This window comes from Hallella absiana (genome assembly GCF_025457485.1).
Classification (GTDB): Bacteria; Bacteroidota; Bacteroidia; order Bacteroidales; family Bacteroidaceae; genus Prevotella; species Prevotella absiana.
The window spans coordinates 46,607-63,656 of sequence record NZ_JAMXSP010000006.1 but is presented as its reverse complement, the minus strand read 5'-3'; the positions used below and the strand labels follow the sequence as shown (position 1 = coordinate 63,656).

General features: G+C 52.5%; 16 protein-coding genes and 5 tRNA genes. 3 read left to right on the top strand and 18 right to left on the bottom strand.

Annotated features, from left to right (window positions below; translation table 11 throughout):
• Positions 1-21: 21 nt before the first annotated feature.
• From rplK to NG346_RS04490, 13 genes are all read right to left on the bottom strand, one after another.
• Positions 22-462, bottom strand: coding sequence for a 50S ribosomal protein L11 (gene rplK / locus NG346_RS04550; RefSeq protein WP_154534618.1), 441 nt, complete (start codon positions 460-462; stop codon positions 22-24).
• A 55-nt stretch (positions 463-517) separates the two neighbouring features.
• Entirely contained in the window at positions 518-1,063 is a 546-nt protein-coding gene (nusG, locus tag NG346_RS04545) for a transcription termination/antitermination protein NusG (protein ID WP_262279208.1), read from the bottom strand.
• Positions 1,064-1,074: 11 nt separating this feature from the next.
• Positions 1,075-1,266, bottom strand: a complete 192-nt coding sequence (gene secE, locus NG346_RS04540) for a preprotein translocase subunit SecE (protein WP_154534616.1) — start codon at positions 1,264-1,266, stop codon at positions 1,075-1,077.
• A gap of 16 nt (positions 1,267-1,282) precedes the next feature.
• Positions 1,283-1,355, bottom strand: a tRNA-Trp gene (locus tag NG346_RS04535).
• Between the two features lie 61 nt (positions 1,356-1,416).
• Positions 1,417-2,625 carry an elongation factor Tu gene (gene tuf, locus NG346_RS04530; protein ID WP_262279207.1) on the bottom strand — a complete coding sequence of 403 codons (1,209 nt, stop codon included), beginning with the start codon at positions 2,623-2,625 and terminating at the stop codon, positions 1,417-1,419.
• Positions 2,626-2,731: 106 nt separating this feature from the next.
• Positions 2,732-2,806, bottom strand: a tRNA-Thr gene (locus tag NG346_RS04525).
• Between the two features lie 10 nt (positions 2,807-2,816).
• Positions 2,817-2,889: transfer RNA gene (locus NG346_RS04520), tRNA-Gly, on the bottom strand.
• A 40-nt stretch (positions 2,890-2,929) separates the two neighbouring features.
• Positions 2,930-3,012: transfer RNA gene (locus NG346_RS04515), tRNA-Tyr, on the bottom strand.
• A gap of 37 nt (positions 3,013-3,049) precedes the next feature.
• Positions 3,050-3,123: transfer RNA gene (locus NG346_RS04510), tRNA-Thr, on the bottom strand.
• Positions 3,124-3,225: 102 nt separating this feature from the next.
• The gene (gene hpf / locus NG346_RS04505) at positions 3,226-3,528 is read right to left on the bottom strand and encodes a ribosome hibernation-promoting factor, HPF/YfiA family (RefSeq protein WP_154534614.1); all 303 of its coding nucleotides are present in this window, start codon (positions 3,526-3,528) and stop codon (positions 3,226-3,228) included.
• A 31-nt stretch (positions 3,529-3,559) separates the two neighbouring features.
• A complete protein-coding gene (locus NG346_RS04500; protein ID WP_262288408.1) occupies positions 3,560-4,444 on the bottom strand; it encodes a tyrosine-type recombinase/integrase in 885 nt (294 codons plus the stop codon).
• A gap of 105 nt (positions 4,445-4,549) precedes the next feature.
• Entirely contained in the window at positions 4,550-4,741 is a 192-nt protein-coding gene (gene rpsU / locus NG346_RS04495; protein WP_154534613.1) for a 30S ribosomal protein S21, read from the bottom strand.
• An 896-nt stretch (positions 4,742-5,637) separates the two neighbouring features.
• Complete coding sequence (locus NG346_RS04490; RefSeq protein WP_262279206.1) at positions 5,638-7,425, bottom strand: aminopeptidase P family protein; 1,788 nt, start codon at positions 7,423-7,425, stop codon at positions 5,638-5,640.
• Between the two features lie 232 nt (positions 7,426-7,657).
• On the opposite strand from NG346_RS04490, the gene NG346_RS04485 reads away from it, so the two are divergent.
• Positions 7,658-8,695 carry a malate dehydrogenase gene (locus NG346_RS04485; protein WP_154534611.1) on the top strand — a complete coding sequence of 346 codons (1,038 nt, stop codon included), beginning with the start codon at positions 7,658-7,660 and terminating at the stop codon, positions 8,693-8,695.
• Positions 8,696-8,943: 248 nt separating this feature from the next.
• Positions 8,944-9,438, top strand: coding sequence for a sigma-70 family RNA polymerase sigma factor (locus NG346_RS04480; RefSeq protein WP_262279205.1), 495 nt, complete (start codon positions 8,944-8,946; stop codon positions 9,436-9,438).
• Positions 9,439-9,612: 174 nt separating this feature from the next.
• Here NG346_RS04480 and NG346_RS04475 read toward each other — a convergent pair whose 3' ends face one another.
• The 3 genes from NG346_RS04475 to NG346_RS04465 all read right to left on the bottom strand — a co-directional run bounded on the left by NG346_RS04475 (position 9,613) and on the right by NG346_RS04465 (position 13,453).
• Positions 9,613-10,569, bottom strand: a complete 957-nt coding sequence (locus NG346_RS04475) for a glycoside hydrolase family 43 protein (protein WP_262279204.1) — start codon at positions 10,567-10,569, stop codon at positions 9,613-9,615.
• A gap of 193 nt (positions 10,570-10,762) precedes the next feature.
• Positions 10,763-11,935: an endo-1,4-beta-xylanase gene (locus NG346_RS04470; RefSeq protein ID WP_262279300.1), complete on the bottom strand. Its 1,173-nt coding sequence runs from the start codon at positions 11,933-11,935 to the stop codon at positions 10,763-10,765.
• An 84-nt stretch (positions 11,936-12,019) separates the two neighbouring features.
• Positions 12,020-13,453 (bottom strand): MFS transporter, encoded by a 1,434-nt coding sequence (locus tag NG346_RS04465; protein WP_262279203.1) that lies wholly within the window; start codon positions 13,451-13,453, stop codon positions 12,020-12,022.
• A 244-nt stretch (positions 13,454-13,697) separates the two neighbouring features.
• Here NG346_RS04465 and NG346_RS04460 point away from each other — a divergent pair, with 244 nt between their 5' ends.
• Entirely contained in the window at positions 13,698-15,617 is a 1,920-nt protein-coding gene (locus NG346_RS04460) for an alpha-glucuronidase (RefSeq protein ID WP_262279202.1), read from the top strand.
• Here the strand turns inward: NG346_RS04460 and NG346_RS04455 are convergent.
• On the bottom strand, positions 15,611-16,288 hold the full coding sequence (locus NG346_RS04455) for a putative polyvalent protein kinase domain-containing protein (RefSeq protein ID WP_262279201.1): 678 nt from the start codon (positions 16,286-16,288) through the stop codon (positions 15,611-15,613). The two genes, NG346_RS04460 and NG346_RS04455, sit on opposite strands and share 7 nt — an antisense overlap.
• A gap of 167 nt (positions 16,289-16,455) precedes the next feature.
• On the bottom strand, positions 16,456-17,040 hold the full coding sequence (locus NG346_RS04450; RefSeq protein WP_262279200.1) for an NUDIX hydrolase: 585 nt from the start codon (positions 17,038-17,040) through the stop codon (positions 16,456-16,458).
• Positions 17,041-17,050 lie beyond the last annotated feature (10 nt).

Genomic DNA, 17,050 nt, shown 5'->3' with positions numbered 1-17,050 from the left:
CTTGCTTAAATTGAAGTTTAATTATTTACCAGGGAAGTCACCTTTAACAGTGATGCCCATGCTGCGTGCAGTACCTGCAATCAGTCTCATGGCACTCTCGACAGTGAAGCAGTTCAAGTCAGCCATCTTGTCCTCAGCGATCGCTTTAACCTGATCCCAAGTCACGCTAGCCACTTTCTTACGGTTAGGCTGGCCGGAACCAGACTTCACCTTGGCAGCTTCCTTGAGCTGGACAGCAGCAGGAGGAGTCTTGATGACGAAGCTGAACGACTTATCTGTGTAGTAAGTGATGACGACAGGCAGAACCTTACCAGCCTTATCCTGGGTACGAGCATTGAACTCTTTGCAGAAGCCCATGATGTTAATACCCTTGGAACCCAAAGCCGGTCCTACTGGAGGGGAGGGGTTTGCAGCGCCACCTTTAATCTGTAACTTGATTAATCCAGCAACTTCTTTAGCCATTTCTAATTGAAATTAAAATAAATGTAACGTATAAGGCGCGCGTAGCCCGTAACAACTACTCAGCAACCTTCTCAACTTGCATAAAACCAAGCTCCAAGGGAGTCTTACGCCCAAAGATCTTGACCATCACCTTCAGCTTGCGCTTCTCAGTGTTGATCTCTTCGATCACACCTTCGAAACCAGCAAAAGGACCGTCGGTGACTTTCACAGTCTCATCAAGCAGATAAGGAACCTCCACATCGTTGTCGATCTGTGTTTCCTCAGCCTGTCCAATCATACGATTGATCTGAGACTCTGGAACAGGAGCCGGATGATCCAAACCGCCGAGAATGCCTAAACAGTTAGGCATGTTTCTTAAGTCCACAGGAACATCACCGATCATATCAGCCTGTACAAACACGTAACCAGGGAGAGCGATTTTCTCTTTCTCCACACGTTTACCATCTTTAATGCTTGCATGTTTCTCCATCGGAATGAGAATCTGATAGACATGATCAGCCAGACGCTGGTTATGACGCAGCTCAGCTTCGATGTACTCTTTCAGTTTTGCCTCTTTGCCGCTGGACGCACGCAAAACATACCAATTCTTAGTATTTGCCATTGCCTTAATGATTAGCCTGGGTATACAATACCCATCAGGTTCTTGAACACCAAGTCCATAGCGAAGACGATCAGTGCAATGATAAGGGAAGCAGATAATACAATCACTGCACTGTGAGTCAACTCCTTCTGTGTTGGCCAAGTGGTTTTATGTGCAAGCTCGTCATAACAAGCCTTGCAATAATTCACTATCTTATTAAACATATTATCTTCTATTTAGCACGGGTTGAAAGACTCGAACTCTCGACACCTGGTTTTGGAGACCAGTGCTCTACCAACTGAGCTAAACCCGTAGGAAAGTCTCCACATCCGCAGATGCGGAGACTTACGTATCTTGGAATCAGATAATCTTGATTATCCCTCCTCTGCTACGTCAGGCAGAATCTGTGTGATCTGGCCAGAACCTACCGTACGACCACCCTCACGGATAGCGAAACGGAGACCCTCATTCAGAGCAACCTTGTAGATCAGGCGAACCTCGATCTCAACGTTGTCACCAGGCATCACCATGTCTACACCTTCAGGGAGAGTGATCTCACCGGTGCAGTCCATTGTGCGGAGGTAGAACTGAGGACGATAGCGGTTACCGAATGGAGTGTGACGGCCACCCTCTTCCTTCTTCAGCACGTAGATAGAAGCCTTGAAGTGATCGTGCGGAGTGATAGCACCCGGGTGCACGACAACCATACCACGCTTCACCTCGTCCTTGTCGATACCACGGAGGAGCAGACCGACGTTGTCACCAGCCTCACCCTCATCCAGGGTCTTACGGAACATCTCGACACCAGTGATGACAGACTTCTTGTCCTCACCAAGACCGAGCAGCTGAACCTCATCACCAACCTTGCACTTACCAGTCTCGATACGACCAGTAGCAACAGTACCACGACCAGTGATAGAGAAGACATCCTCAACAGGCATCAAGAAAGGCTTATCAACCTCACGGACAGGCTCCTGAATCCAGCTGTCAACAGTGTCCATCAGCTCCATGATCTTGTCCTCCCACTTAGCAACACCGTTCAGTGCACCCAGAGCAGAACCACAAATGATAGGAGTATCCTCTTCATAACCGTAAGAAGTCAGAAGATCCTGGACGTCCATCTTCACGAGGTCGATCATCTCGTCGTCAACTTCAGGATCGTCGCACTTGTTGAGGAAAACAACCAAACGAGGCACGTTTACCTGACGAGCGAGCAGCACGTGCTCACGAGTCTGAGGCATAGGACCATCGGTAGCAGCAACCACGAGGATAGCACCATCCATCTGAGCAGCACCAGTTACCATGTTCTTCACATAGTCGGCGTGTCCCGGGCAGTCCACGTGAGCGTAGTGACGCTTTGCAGTCTCATACTCGATGTGGGCGGTGTTGATGGTGATACCACGCTCTTTCTCCTCAGGAGCGTTGTCGATCTGATCGAAGGACTTAACATCCTCACCTGTACCCAGACGCTCGTGCAGCACCTTAGAGATAGCTGCGGTCAGAGTAGTCTTACCGTGGTCGACGTGACCAATTGTACCAATGTTAACATGCGGTTTGGTACGCACATAAACCTCTTTAGCCATAGCTTTACTTTTTTATTGTATTAATTAAATAATCAAATAGATGATTCTCTTGACAACCTTGACTTGTCACACTGATATTTAGTTAGACTTCGTTTAGGCATCAAAGTGGAGCTGTAACTGAGAGTTGAACTCAGGACCTCTTCCTTACCAAGGAAGTGCTCTACCACTGAGCTATTACAGCAAAATAAGAGAGCGGAAAACGGGGCTCAAACCCGCGACCCCCAGCTTGGAAGGCTAGTGCTCTATCAACTGAGCTATTTCCGCATTACGCTCCAAGGAGGAGTCGTCTCATGCTTACGCATTGTGGGTGGTGATGGATTCGAACCACCGAAGGCAAGAGCCAGCAGATTTACAGTCTGCCCCATTTGGCCACTCTGGTAACCACCCAGTCAATGTTTAAAAGATCTCTGTCCTCATAAAGAGGAGCCTCTTGTCGGATTCGAACCAACGACCCCGAGATTACAAATCACGTGCTCTGGCCAACTGAGCTAAAGAGGCATATCCTGCAGCCGCCTTGCACGACTTTCAAAGGACTCGTTGTAAAACGGCTGCAAAGATACTACTTATTTTTCAATCTCCAAAACTTTTCGGGGAAATTTTTCAATGCTTGCGTATTTTTTCTTTGAATTTCTCCAGTTGCACCCGCAAAGAGTCTACACACTGGTCGACTCCCTCCTCAAAAGTGTCGCAGGTCTTGGCCACGTAAAGTGGGCTTCCACCGGGCACGGTCACCGTGATACTGGTTTCCTTATTGAGAGCGGTAGCGGGCTTGACAACTTTTAATTGCACCTCTACTTTCTGAATGTCTTCGAATGATTTTTCCAACTTGGCGGTCTTCTTCTCGATGAACGCCTGCAGCTTCTCGGTAGCGTCGAAGTGAATCGACTGAATCTTTACTTCCATAGTTACCTCCGTTTTTTGTTAAAGGTTAAACTCACGCCCGCGGATGGGCATCTTGATACACTCGCTTGAGTTGCTCGAACGTCGTATGCGTATAGATCTCCGTGGTGGAGGCCGACGCATGTCCCAACAACCGTCTCACACTTTCTATGCCGGCACCATGGTTGAGCATGGCTGTGGCAAACGTGTGACGCAAGACGTGCGGCGAAAGCTTTTTCATAGAGCTGACCAGTCGCAGATGGCTCTTCACCATCGTTTCCACCTGGGAGCCACCCAACCGACATCCTTTCTCTGACAGGAAGAAAGCATTCTCCTGTTTGGGAACCACTTCGTCTCTCACCGACATGTAATGCCGCAGGGTCTCCGCGAGTTCCTCTCCGAAAGGTATGATACGCTGCTTATTGCCTTTACCGGTCACCTTGAGTTGCCGGTTGACAAAGTCCACATCCGCATCGCGCAGTCCTATCAGCTCTGCGCGCCGTATCCCTGTTTCATAGAAAGTCATAATAATAGTACGCGCGCACGTACTCTTATAATCGTCTCCCCAGTGATCGCTGTCCAAGAGTCTGTCCATCTGATCTTCCTGAAGGAAGCTGGGCAGAGGCTTTTTCAGCTTCGGCGCACGAATGCTGACCGTCGGGTCTTTCTCGACCAGATGATGCGACAAGGCGAACCTGTACAACGACTTGAGTGCGGACAATCGTCGGGCAACAGTTGTTGTGCTATTGCCCTCATCGACCATCTGCTCCATCCAGTTGCGGATGATGTCGCCGTCTATGGTCTCCCATGTCGGCTGGCCATCCAATGCCTGAAAGTACTCCTCAAACATTTTAAAGTCCTCGGAATAGCTCGCTACCGTCAAGGGCGAGCGGTTAAGCTCGTACTTGAGATAGTCCAGGAATCGGTCTTTTATCTCCATCATTATAGCCTCCAAACGCTACTCTTGCGTTTTCAGCAACGAATGTACGAAGAAAAATTCAAACTACCAAACTTTTTTGAGTATTTTTACTCTTGAAGCAGTTTTTTACTCCTCTTCCTGACGAAGCTTCTGTACGTAGATAGCGTGCTCCATCTTGAGACGTTTCTTAACAGAGGGCTTGTCAAACTGCTGACGAGCGCGAAGCTCCTTCACCACACCTGTCTTTTCAAACTTTCTCTTGAACTTCTTGAGAGCTCTTTCGATGTTCTCGCCATCCTTTACTGGTACAATAATCATTTTGTTTTGGTTTTATTATTTTAAATGTGAAACATACGCAACCGGGCGCCATCAATACATGGTACCACAATTTGCGGTTGCAAAATTACATCTAATTTTCCAAATACGCAAATAATTAACTAATTTTCTGCAAGTTGTGTTGTTTGACAGAAGGGACAGACAAGACAAAAGACCCTTTATATTAAGACAGAAAGACATAAAAGACATATTTGCTCTCCCACAACAGCCCCATATATATAATAGGTGTGCGTTAGTTGATCATAGCGAAACAAAAACTTTTTTCCTTTCAAGCACCACACATTCTCTAATTCTTAAGAACAAAAAAGCCCGCCCTAAGCACATCGTCTGATCATCACATGACCTTGTGCTTAGGGTGGGCTCATTGAGGGTGTATCATAATTAAGTTTTATGGTGCATCCTGCTTTCTGTATTTGGCAAGACGGTGGTTGAACTCGATGATCCTGTTGCCCTTGATTGAGTGGGCTTGAAGCTGCATTCTTGCGGGGTCGAAGCTATGTTCTTGCGGGGTCGAAGCTATGTTCCCAATGTTGTAACGCTATAGAAAAAGATCGTTCGCTACGCAGGGAATGATTAAAATCTACGCAGCGAACCATCATTTGTAAGGCAGTAAAAACAAGCGTTGAAAATCTTGCTAAATTTCTGTATAAACGTTTGTTGCAATATCTTTGTCAAGACGTTGAGGAAAAAGGATAATTTGTTTGGGATTGTAATCCCGAAAGTGTACCTTTGCCATGTAATTCGTTTATACCACAAAGATACTAAATTTTTGTGATATGACAAAGCCCCGGCTTGTGAAAGTCGAGGCTTTGTTTTAAAAAATAATACGAAAAAGAGGATGAACCAGAATTTTGATACACCCTCTTAGAGAGAGTCTTTTATATCTCCTTCGTCTTTTCCTTCAGCCACTCTTTCTCCTCGTCGTCGAGATGCGGAGCGAGTTTCTCGTAGACATATTTGTGGTAGCTGTTGAGCCAGGCGATCTCTTCGGGCGCGAGCTCGTCAAGGATGATGGGCTCCGTGTCGATGGGGCACAGCGTGAGCGGCTCAAACTGGAGGAAGGTGCCGAAGTCCGTGGTCTTGTAAGGACGGATGAGCAGCGTGTTCTCGATGCGCACACCGAACTTACCCGCGAGGTAGAGGCCGGGTTCGTCGGTGACTGTCATACCGTCGACAAGCGGAGAAGGCATATACTCCATACGTATCTGGTGGGGACCTTCATGCACGTTGAGGTATGAGCCCACGCCGTGACCGGTACCGTGGAGATAGTTCAGTCCCTCACGCCACATGGCCTCGCGGGCAAGGATGTCGAGCTGCGTGCCGCTGGCACCCTCGGGGAACTTACAGAGTTCGAGTTGGATATGTCCCTTGAGCACAAGCGTATAGACATGCCGCTCCTCGTCGGTGATCGGTCCGAGCGGAATGGTGCGTGTGATGTCGGTGGTGCCGTCCTGATACTGCGCACCACTGTCGAGGAGCAGGAAGCCACGGGGCTCAAGCGGAATGTCGGTCTCAGGTGTGGCCTCGTAGTGGACGATGGCACCATGGGCACCGTATCCGGCAATAGTATCAAAGCTGATGTCGCGGAAGAGCGGCTGATCGGCACGCAGGGCAGTGAGCTTGCGGTCGATGCTCATCTCGGTCTGGCCACCGGCTTCCACGGCAGGCTTCAGCCATCTGAGGAACTTCACCAGGGCGATGCCGTCACGCAGCATGGCACGGTGATAGCCCGCGATCTCGGTCTCGTTCTTGACCGCTTTCATGGCAGGCACCGGCGAGACATGGCTGACCACAGGCCGACAACTGGCTACACGATAGAGCGAATAGCAGGTTTCGTTGGGGTCGAGAAGGATGTTGTACTCGGGATATTGTTTCAACCCCTTTGCCACATCAGCGTAAGGAGCCACGCCGACGCCCTCCCCGGCAAGATAGTCACGCACCTCGTCGGTGATCTTCTCCTTATTTATATATAAGGTGGCGTGTGTGGTATCGATGAGCAGATAAGCCACAAAGACAGGATTGCAGTGCACGTCAGTGCCACGGAGGTTGAGTGTCCACGCCACATCGTCGAGGGCAGAGACGAGCATACCGTCGGCATGAAGCGCGCGCAAAGCCTTGCGGATGCGCGCGAGCTTGTCGGCAGCGCGCTCACCGGCATATTCCAGCGGCTGTATCTCCACGCGGTGGTCGGGGATCGCCGGACGGTCACGCCATACGACAGTCAGCGGGTCGAAGTTGTGGCGTACGGTGATTCCACCTTCATTTCGCAGGTCTGCAATCATCGCTTCTACGCTACTGCAGTTGTTGACCATGCCGTCCATGCCGACGACAGCACCGTCGACATCCTTAAGTTCCTGACCGAGCCATTGCGCAATGGTCGGCGTACCCTTCACCTTGAGTTTCATCAACTGATACTCGGTACCGCTCAGCTGATCAGCGGCGGCAAGGAAATAGCGGCTGTCGGTCCACAGCGCGGCACTGTGCATCGTGACCACTGCCGTACCCGCCGAGCCGTTGAAGCCGCTCACCCACTCGCGGCCCTTCCACCGGTCGGGCACATACTCGCTGTTGTGGGGATCGGTACTGGGAAAGATAAACGCATCGAGATGCTCACGGCGCATCACCTCGCGCAAGTTGCGCAGCCGCTGATTGATTTCTTCCTTCATAGCATATAACGATTATTGGTTTGGTATAATCCCTGAAATGCCAAACAGACATAACAAAAGACGTAACAAAGATAATACTTTTAAGAATAAACAACAAATAAAAGCGAAAAGAAATCACTCAATGAATAGATTTTTTAGTAACTTTGCATGGCTGCAAGGAAGAAAGCCTTCGGGCACACTTCTTGCAGTCGGAAAACACAGAAAAGTATTTCTGAACTAAATAATTAGTGTTATGAACTATTTAACAAATGACAAGCTGGTCATCGTCGGTGCAGGCGGTATGATCGGTTCCAACATGGTGCAGAGCGTTCTGATGCTCGGCCTTACTCCTAACGTATGTCTCTACGATATCTATGAGCCGGGTGTTCATGGTGTCTTCGATGAGATCCAGCAGTGCGCATTTCCCGGTGCCAACGTCACCTACTATGCTCCTGCCGTTGAGGACATGGGCAATCCCGAGAAGGTTGCCGAGGCTGCCAAGAAGGCTTTCACCGGCGCTAAATACATCATCTCCTCTGGTGGTGCTCCCCGTAAGGCTGGCATGACACGTGAGGATCTGCTGAAGGGCAACTGCAAGATCGCTGCTGACTTCGGTGACAACATCAAGAAGTACTGCCCGGACGTTGAGCACGTGGTTGTCATCTTCAACCCCGCTGACGTGACCGCTCTGACTACTCTGATCCACTCTGGTCTGAAACCCAACCAGCTGACCTCTCTGGCTGCCCTCGACTCTACTCGTCTGCAGCAGGCCCTGGCACTGGAGTTCGGTGTTCAGCAGGACAAGGTGACAGGCGCTCACACATACGGTGGCCACGGCGAGCAGATGGCTGTCTTCGCTTCTCAGGTGAAGGTCGACGGCAAGCCGCTGGCTGAGATGGGCCTGAGCGACGAGCGTTGGCAGGAGATCAAGCACATCACCGTACAGGGTGGTTCCAACATCATCAAGCTGCGTGGCCGTAGCTCTTTCCAGAGCCCTGCCTACAACGCCGTGAAGATGATCGAGGCTGCCATGGGTGGCGAGAAGTTCACTCTGCCTGCCGGTTGCTATGCCGACATCCCCGAGCTGGGCTTCAAGGACGTGATGATGGCTCTGCCTACTACCATCGACAAGAGCGGCGTCCACTACACTGTTCCTACAGGTACGAAGGAAGAGATGGCTGACCTGCAGAAGAGCTACGAGCACCTCTGCAACATGCGTCAGGAGGTTATCGACCTCGGCATCATTCCTCCTATCAATGAGTGGAACAAGATGAATCCGAATTTGAAGTAAGGTAAGACCGGGCCCACCTAACGGCCCACCCCTAGCCCCTCCCAAGGGAGGGGAATAGCGAGTACAGCCCTCCCCTAGCCCCTCCCAAGGGAGGGGAATAGCGAGTCCTCCTCCAACCCCGTTCCGAGATCGGAAACTGCAAATCCAAGGTATGGGTTTTGCGGTCCTCCCCCCTCGGGGGGAGTTAGAGGAGGGCTCTTCTTTTCCCCTCAAGGGAGTTAGAGGAGGGCTCTTCTTGTTTTATATATATGCTTTCCATCGAAACCGCTTTCCAGAAATACTACCGTCCGCTCTGCCTCTATGCCATGCACTATCTCTGTGGTGATGTCGACGCCGCCGAGGATGTGGTGCAGGACTGCTTCGTCAGGCTGTGGCAACGCGAGGCCAACAACGACCGGGCGTTTCTCTATACCGCCGTGCGCAATGCGTGTATCGACCGGCTGCGCCGCAACGATCCGCTCTGCCACGAGGTTGAACCGAAAGACTTGGAAGGCACCATCACCGACGAAGAGGCGCAAGACCGATCTTTTCTCGAAGCACGTCTATGGAAAGCGATTGACGCCCTACCCCACCGCCAGCGCGAGGCCCTGCTGTTATGCAAGCGCGACGGACTGTCCTACCGCGAGACTGCCGAGAAGATGGGCATCAGCGAGAAGACCGTCGAGCATCTTCTCTCCAATGCCATGAAAGCACTTCGCGACCATCGTGCCGACATCTACCGCATCGTACTCACCGCTTACTGATCTATATCACCGCTCGACGATTATTTCTCACACAGAGACACGGAGAAGGCTTCTCACTAATTATTTATTAGACTTTCTCATCACTTTTAATTCATGAATAATTCGTGGGCGATTCCTGGGCATTCGTGTTGGCTTGGGGGGTGAGGCCGGAGTTTGGGCCGGTGAGTCTCCTCTTTACTCTAACGTATGTATTTTCCCGTCTTTGTCCACTTGCAGCTCTGCCACCTTCACGCTGCGCAGCCAGGTCGTGTCGTGGCTCGGCACACAGTCGTGGTGGAAGAGATACCAGTGGCCATGATACTCCAGGATGCTGTGGTGCGTAGTCCAGCCAACAACCGGGTTGAGGATCACACCCTGATAGGTGAACGGGCCATAGGGGTTGTCGCCGACAGCATAGCAGAGCAGGTGACTGTCACCGGTGGAGTAAGAGAAATAGTACTTGCCGTACATCTTATGCATCCAGCTCGCCTCGAAGAAGCGGTGCGGGTCGTCGGCGGTGAGCGGCTGTCCCTGCTCGTCCACGACGACAACAGGACGCGGCATCTCGCTGAACTGCATGCCGTCGGGCGTCATACGCGCCACACGTGCGGGGATGGCAGGCTCCTTGCCGGTAGGCAGGTACTCGTCTTTCAGTGCTTTATTGTCGCGGTACCACTGCAACTGTCCGCCCCAGATGCCACCGAAGTAGACATAGATCGCACCGTCGTCGTCCTTGAAGACGCACGGGTCGATGCTGTAGGACTTGCGGATCGGGTCGGCCTGCGGGATGAACGGACCTTCGGGACGGTCGGCGATGGCTACGCCAAGGCGGAAGACGCCATTGTAGTCCTTTGCCGCGAAGATCAGGTGATACTTGCCATTGACTTCCACGACATCGTTGTCCCACATCTGCTTCTCAGCCCAAGGCACATCCTCGACGTCGAGGATCTTGCCGCAGTCGGTGACGTCGGCTTCCATCGGGTTGCCGTCGATGCGCAGCACGTGGTAGTCCTTCATCTGGAAGTGACCGCCATCGTCGTCGAAGGCCTCTCCGCTGTCCCAGTCGTGGGAAGGGTAGACATAGATCTTGTCATTAAACACATGGGCTGACGGGTCAGCCATATAGTCTTGAGGAAAAAGATATCTGCTCATAGCTTTTGATGATTAGTTGCTGATTAATAAAGGAAGGAGGGGGAGGGCAGCGGGGCTGCCCAGCGGGACGGTGCACAGCACCGTCTTACCGAACCGAGCACAACCTACAGAGGAACGGCACGGTACCCAACGCAGTGCTGCCCTTTAAACGGTGTTGCCCTCCGATGCAGTGCTCCCGACCCCTTGAAGCATTTTACTCCCCTCTCCTTTGGAGAGGGGTAAGGGGGTGAGGCTGTTGGAGAGGGGTAAGGGGGTGAGGCTGATACATCTTCACGATCTCCTTCACCACCTTCTTTGCCTTTCCCGCTCTGTCGAATAGCAGGGGATAGTTGGTGCGGCCGGGGATGGGCCAGTCATTGAGCCATGACGTGCCGTCGGTGACACCCCACAGCGTGACGCGCTCGATCTGAGCCGCATGACGGCGGTAGATGTCGAAGAGAGCGAGGTAGCGGCTGTCGAAGACTTTCTGCGCCTTCTTGTCGAGACCTTTGACATAAGGGTTGTACTCCTTATTATATTGATAGCGCTGGCTGATCTCCGCACCGCCGAAGCTCTTCGGGTTGGGCAGCATGTTGAGATCCAGCTCCGTCATCTGCACCTTCACACCACAGGCAGCGAACGAGTCGATGCTTGCCTCGTAGTTGTTCAAGTCGGGATAGTTATAACCGTTGTGGCTCTGCATGCCCACGGCGTCGATGCGTATGCCTTTGGCTTTCAGCGCACGCACGAGCTTGCAGACACCGTCACGCTTTGCCGGGGTAGAGAGGTTATAGTCGTTGTAGTAAAGCTCAGCGTCAGGGTCAGCGGCATGGGCAAAGCGAAAAGCCAGCTCGATGTAGTCCGGACCTATTATATTATAATAAGGCGTATGCCGCAGCGTGCCATCGTCGTTGAAGGCCTCGTTGACCACATCCCATCCTTTGATGCGTCCGCGATAATGGCTCACCACCGTAGTGATGTGGTGATACATGCGGTCGATGAGCACCTCACGCGTGACCGGCTTACCCTTGTCGTCGGTGAACATCCAGCGTGGCGGCTGGGAATGCCACACGAGGCAATGACCGAAGACCGTGAGACCGTACTTCTCAGCAAAGGCCACCGTCTGGTCAGCGTCGCGCCAGTCATAGCGGTTCTCTTCGGGGTGGATGACCTCACCTTTCATGCAGTTCTCGGCCACGATGGAGTTGAAGTTATCCTTTACGATGTTTGCCTCCACCTTGTTTTGCTCCCATACGCAGGGTGTGTTCACGGCGGCTCCGATGTAGAAGTACTTGCCGACGGTCTCCTTGAGCGTGGGCGTGTTGTCCTTAGCACCGGCAGCCATCGTGGCGACGAGACTGAGAGCAACCAGCAGGTTGCGTTTGATGTTGTTCATGTTGGATTAGTTTTGTTGTTTTGGGAATCTTTTCGACTTACTGTATATTGGTATCAATCCTATGATACGTTTCCTTTATTCCTCTTCCAAGTGTCTGCGCTCGATCTCCTCGTTGATCTCGTCGACCTTCTCGTCGGTGAGCTCATACTTCGAGATGATGAACATAGCGAGTAGGAGCAGCATGGCGGGGATAACGCAGACGAGCCAGCGGATGCCTTCCTGAGCCTCAGGCGTCTGCAGTTCCAGGTCGTTCATGAAGTAAGCGCCGGCGGCGTTGCCCACCGACATCATGGCGAAGGCCGTGATGAAGAACAGGGCCAGGACACGCAACGGGCGGTTGCGGAGAAACTCTTTCCACAGGTCGCTGACCTTGACGTTGGCGGTCTCCTTCTGATCCATGACCACGCGCTCCTTGGTCTGGCTGAAGCAGAAGAGCAGGAGCGCACAGCCTACGAGGGCATAGATGAGCATGGCGTAGAACCAGGCACTCGGGTCCTTGGGCAGCGTGTTGGCCTGTGCCGTCACATGATAGCCCGTCACAGCCAGTACGATGCCGGGAACGACACCGCCGAGCGCCATGCCGGCTTTGAAGAAGATGCCCGTCAGCGCATTGACGATACCCGAGATGCGACGGCCCGTCTTGTACTCCGCAAAGGAGATCACCTCAGGCACGAGAGCCCACATATAGCCAGTGGCTACGATGACGCCCGTAGACTTGATGAACTGAGCGATGTAGATAGCCGTCATATTCGTCTTCATGTCGAAGAACTTGCTGATGACATAGAGCGCTGCCATGCCGACGATGGCAATGGAGAGGAAGACATAGAACATGTTCTTCTTGCCGATCTTGCGCTTGATGGCAGGTACCATCGGCATGAAGATGAACGAGGGCAACGAGCCCAAGCCCATGAAGAGTGCCATCTGCAACGGCAGTTTCTGTGCCGCCATGACGGCTACGAGAATGGGCACACCGGCCGAGACAGCGAGTCCGCCGACGTTGGCCATAAACATACGCACGGAGGTGAGAATGGTGATCTCGTTGGTGTCGCGCGTCAGCGAGCTGTTGAGCGCGCCGTAGGGTACGTTGACGAAAGTATAGCACATCGACATGCCGACATAGGTAATATAGGCATAGAGCAGTGAACCGCTGAAACCGTCCCAGAAACACAGGATGGCAAACGCCGTCAGCGGGAGACCCGCAAAGACAAGATAGGCACGGTACTTACCCAACCGCGGGTTGTGCTTGTCGACATAAGTGCCCACGATGGGATCCCAGAGCACATCCACGAGACGCACCACAAGGAACATCGTCGCTGCCGCTCCGGCATCGAGACCATAGATATCGGTATAGAAGAACAGCAGGTACATGCAGATGGTCTGGTAGATGAGGTTCTGTGCCAAATCACCGGAGCCAAAGCCGATACGCTGCAGCCAGTTGAGCTTGTAGAATCCGCGCGCTGTCTGAGTGTCCTGTGCAGCGGCGGTCGAATTGTTTACGTTTTCTTTCATCAGATATTAGGTTCTTTTGTCTGCAAAGTTAATTATTAGTGTTGGATTGATCTTGTTGTAGTGTTACAAATACATTCTTATTTGTTTCATCAGGCAAAAAAGAGACTTATTATCTTGCTTTTACCTTGTTTTCACCGTATCTTTGTACTTAATCAAATCAACCATCATCATGCACCAACACCTATTTATATTACAACACCTCGTCGTCGTGCTTCTCGCTATGATAGCGACACCTGTTTATAGCATGTCACCCGAACCACCCGTCGACAACGATGGCGTAGGCGCTACGCTGTGGCTGCCGCGCAAGACCTCGACACCCGCCCATGTCGTCTGTCCCAAAGTCGCTGACCGCAACGCTGCGGCCACCATCGCCATCGCCGGCCGTGAGTTGCAGGAGAGCTGGCAGGGCGGTCAGGTGACGCTGCGCCTTGTCTCTGAAGGCTGTGACAACGACGGATACCATATTAAATATAAGGCCGCCGACCACAGTGCCGTGGTTTCCGCGCGCCGTCCCCTCGGTCTGCTCTACGGCGCCTACGCCCTGCTGCGCTGGCAAGCGACAAAAGAGGGCAATGACCGGGATGCCGACTGGACATCAGCGCCCGCCCTGCAGCGACGCATGCTCAACCATTGGGACAACCCCGACGGCAGTGTGGAACGTGGCTATGCGGGAAAGAGCATCTGGAAATGGGAGCAGATCACGAAAAACGGCATGACCGACTCGTTGCGCCAACGCCTGACCATCTACGCGCGCGCCAACGCCTCGGTGGGCATCAACGCCATGGTGGTGAACAATGTCAACGCCAGTCCCAAGATGGTCACGCGTCCTTATCTCGAAAAACTCAAGGTCATCGCGGACCTGCTCCGCCCTTACGGCATCCAGGTGTGGCTGAGCATCAACTTCGGATCGCCGTTGGCTTTGCATGAGACCAAGACAGCCGATCCCCTCGACGCTTCCGTGCAGCGATGGTGGCAGCGCAAGGCACGGGAGATCTACAAACTGATACCGGACTTCGGTGGTTTCCTTGTCAAGGCCAACAGTGAGGGACAGCCCGGACCGGGAGACTATCACCGCAGTCATGCCGACGGCGCAAACATGCTCGCCGACGCGCTGAAGCCCTACGGCGGTACGGTCATCTGGCGCTCCTTTGTCTATGGTGCCAACCACAAAGGCGAGGACCGCGTGATGCAGGCCGTGTCGGAGTTCAAACCCATGGACGGGCTGTTTCATGACAATGTCATCTTGCAGTCGAAAAACGGACCGCTCGACTTCCAGCCGCGCGAGCCTTACGCGCCCATCTTCGACAACATGACGAAGACACCACAGATGGCTGAACTGCAGATTACGCAGGAATACACCGGGCAGTCGCTCCACTTGGTCTATCTCGCTCCGATGTGGAAAGAGTTCTTCAGCTACGTCGATCCTGTGGCCCGCGGACTGAAAGGCATCGCGGGAGTCGCCAACACGGGCGACGATACCAACTGGTGCGGACATCCCTTCTCGCAGTCCAACTGGTATGCTTTCGGCCGTCTGGCCTGGGATCCGTCACTGACCTCTCAGCAGATTGCCCATGAGTGGCTGCTACAGACCTTCGGTCGTGGCGACTCGGTGACGGTGGCTGCGCTGGAGGATATGATGCTCAGCTCGCGTGAGGCGTGCGTGGACTATATGATGCCGCTGGGCCTGCACCATATCTTTGCCTTTGATCATCACTATGGACCGGAGCCCGATGGCTACAAGGCGGAATATCCTTTGGAGTGGTGCCCCGTCTATTATCATAAGGCTGACAAGCAAGGACTGGGGTTCGACCGCACGGTCGCCACGGGGTCAGGAGCCACGGCACAGTATCGTGAGCCTTATCGTTCGCTCTATGAAAACGTGAAGACCTGCCCTGAGCAGTATCTGTTGTGGTTCCATCATGTGGCTTGGGACTATCGTCTCGCCAACGGACGCACGCTGTGGCAAAGCCTTTGCGACCACTACGACGCCGGGGTGCGACGCGTTGCCGCCTACCGTGTGCTGTGGCAGAGTCCGGCCGTGCGCAGCTATGTCGACAAAGTACAATGGCAACAAGTCGACAAGCTCCTCGGCACGCAACTCAACAATGCACGGCTGTGGCAACATACCTGTCTCGACTATTTCAATGGGGTTAGGGGTTATTGATGTTTCGGAGACTGACTATGATAGGTATTCAGATTACCTTCTTCCGATTTATAAATAATGGTATCGATGAAATATAGGTTTCCGTCAATACCAACAAGGACGTTGTTGGGACTTGCATCGAAAATGTCGTGGATGCCATTAGAATAGTATTCATTGTCCATCAAAGGTTGAAAGCCTAAGCGTTGGAGTTCTTTTGAAATCTCCTCTTCCGTAGCCTCGCGAGCGGTAATTATATAGGGTTGGCTGAGTACAGCGCATACTTTACCATCCCTATTTTCAGCCATGCCAATCATAGTGTAGGCACAATCCGGGAAATACTCGTTATGTGCCTTTATACGTTCAAAGAAGGGAGAAAGGTTATCGTCGGAGTAGCGAAAGTCGTTGAGTTTATAGACAATGTTCTCCTTAGGGGACAGGTAGACTTCATTCTCGGAGCCTCTGTCAGCATAGTCTCCGAGAATAAGTCCGTTGTCTATCCAATACCCATTTTTCTTTGCCCAGTCTGCTAACCGAGCGATTTGGACTCCCTTGCAAGCCGTTGTTCCCGCAATCGCTTGAACTGATTCAAGCACTCTTCGTGCGACAGATTCAGCTTGCTCCAAGATGCTACGGACTGGAGTTTGATGGCATTGATCTTCTTGTGATAGTTGTTGAGAACTGCTTTCATTCATTATTCCTTTCTTCTGTGATACGTTTGCAAATATAGCAAATCCATTTCATTCTTACAAGTATTCGGGCAAATTATTATGCCGGAAAGCTGTAAGTTACTTTCAAGCTGGTTAGGGCGGCCACAGAGGGCCGCCCCTACATCAATACCGTCTTAAACCCTTGACGGTAATTACTCCCCTCTCCCCTTGGAGAGGGGTATGGGGGTGAGGCTACGTTTGTAAAAGTACTTCCACAGCGGTGCGACCATCATGGCCTGATGGATCTTGCCGTCCTTGAGCATAGCGAAGAGCTCGTCTTCCGTGACAAAGAAATAGCGGAGATCCTCCGTGGCATCGAGGTGCTGCGTGGTGGTCTGCTCCACACCGCGTGCCACAAACGTATAGCAGTGGTTCGTCGCCGTGCTGCTGTTTGGCGTGGTGACGAGCAGCTGCTCCCACGTGCCGCCGGTGAATCCCGTCTCTTCTGCCAACTCGCGCCGGGCCGCCTGCAGAGGCGACTCGCCTTTCTCCACCACGCCGGCGGGGATCTCCAGCGACACCTCGCCGACAGCCTGCCGCCATTGCTGCTCCATGATGATGCGGCCGTCGGTGGTGATGGCGATGACGTTGATGAAGTCGGGATATTCCAGAACGTAGTATTCCGGCTGCACACGACCGTCGGGATGCACGACCACGTCTTTTCTTACTGTCATCCACGGCCGGCGAATGAGGTATTCGCTCGACCGTGTGGTGCACTTCATGTCTTTTTCTTCCATGATGATATAC

Excerpts from the sequence above, each read along its gene's own strand:
- rplK (WP_154534618.1), bottom strand. The coding sequence starts at position 462 with ATGGCTAAAGAAGTTGCTGGATTAATCAAGTTACAGATTAAAGGTGGC.
- nusG (WP_262279208.1), bottom strand. The coding sequence starts at position 1,063 with ATGGCAAATACTAAGAATTGGTATGTTTTGCGTGCGTCCAGCGGCAAA.
- secE (WP_154534616.1), bottom strand. The coding sequence starts at position 1,266 with ATGTTTAATAAGATAGTGAATTATTGCAAGGCTTGTTATGACGAGCTT.
- tuf (WP_262279207.1), bottom strand. The coding sequence starts at position 2,625 with ATGGCTAAAGAGGTTTATGTGCGTACCAAACCGCATGTTAACATTGGT.
- hpf (WP_154534614.1), bottom strand. The coding sequence starts at position 3,528 with ATGGAAGTAAAGATTCAGTCGATTCACTTCGACGCTACCGAGAAGCTG.
- NG346_RS04500 (WP_262288408.1), bottom strand. The coding sequence starts at position 4,444 with ATGGAGATAAAAGACCGATTCCTGGACTATCTCAAGTACGAGCTTAAC.
- rpsU (WP_154534613.1), bottom strand. The coding sequence starts at position 4,741 with ATGATTATTGTACCAGTAAAGGATGGCGAGAACATCGAAAGAGCTCTC.
- NG346_RS04490 (WP_262279206.1), bottom strand. The coding sequence starts at position 7,425 with ATGAAGGAAGAAATCAATCAGCGGCTGCGCAACTTGCGCGAGGTGATG.
- NG346_RS04485 (WP_154534611.1), top strand. The coding sequence starts at position 7,658 with ATGAACTATTTAACAAATGACAAGCTGGTCATCGTCGGTGCAGGCGGT.
- NG346_RS04480 (WP_262279205.1), top strand. The coding sequence starts at position 8,944 with ATGCTTTCCATCGAAACCGCTTTCCAGAAATACTACCGTCCGCTCTGC.
- NG346_RS04475 (WP_262279204.1), bottom strand. The coding sequence starts at position 10,569 with ATGAGCAGATATCTTTTTCCTCAAGACTATATGGCTGACCCGTCAGCC.
- NG346_RS04465 (WP_262279203.1), bottom strand. The coding sequence starts at position 13,453 with ATGAAAGAAAACGTAAACAATTCGACCGCCGCTGCACAGGACACTCAG.
- NG346_RS04460 (WP_262279202.1), top strand. The coding sequence starts at position 13,698 with ATGTCACCCGAACCACCCGTCGACAACGATGGCGTAGGCGCTACGCTG.
- NG346_RS04455 (WP_262279201.1), bottom strand. The coding sequence starts at position 16,288 with ATGAATGAAAGCAGTTCTCAACAACTATCACAAGAAGATCAATGCCAT.
- NG346_RS04450 (WP_262279200.1), bottom strand. The coding sequence starts at position 17,040 with ATGGAAGAAAAAGACATGAAGTGCACCACACGGTCGAGCGAATACCTC.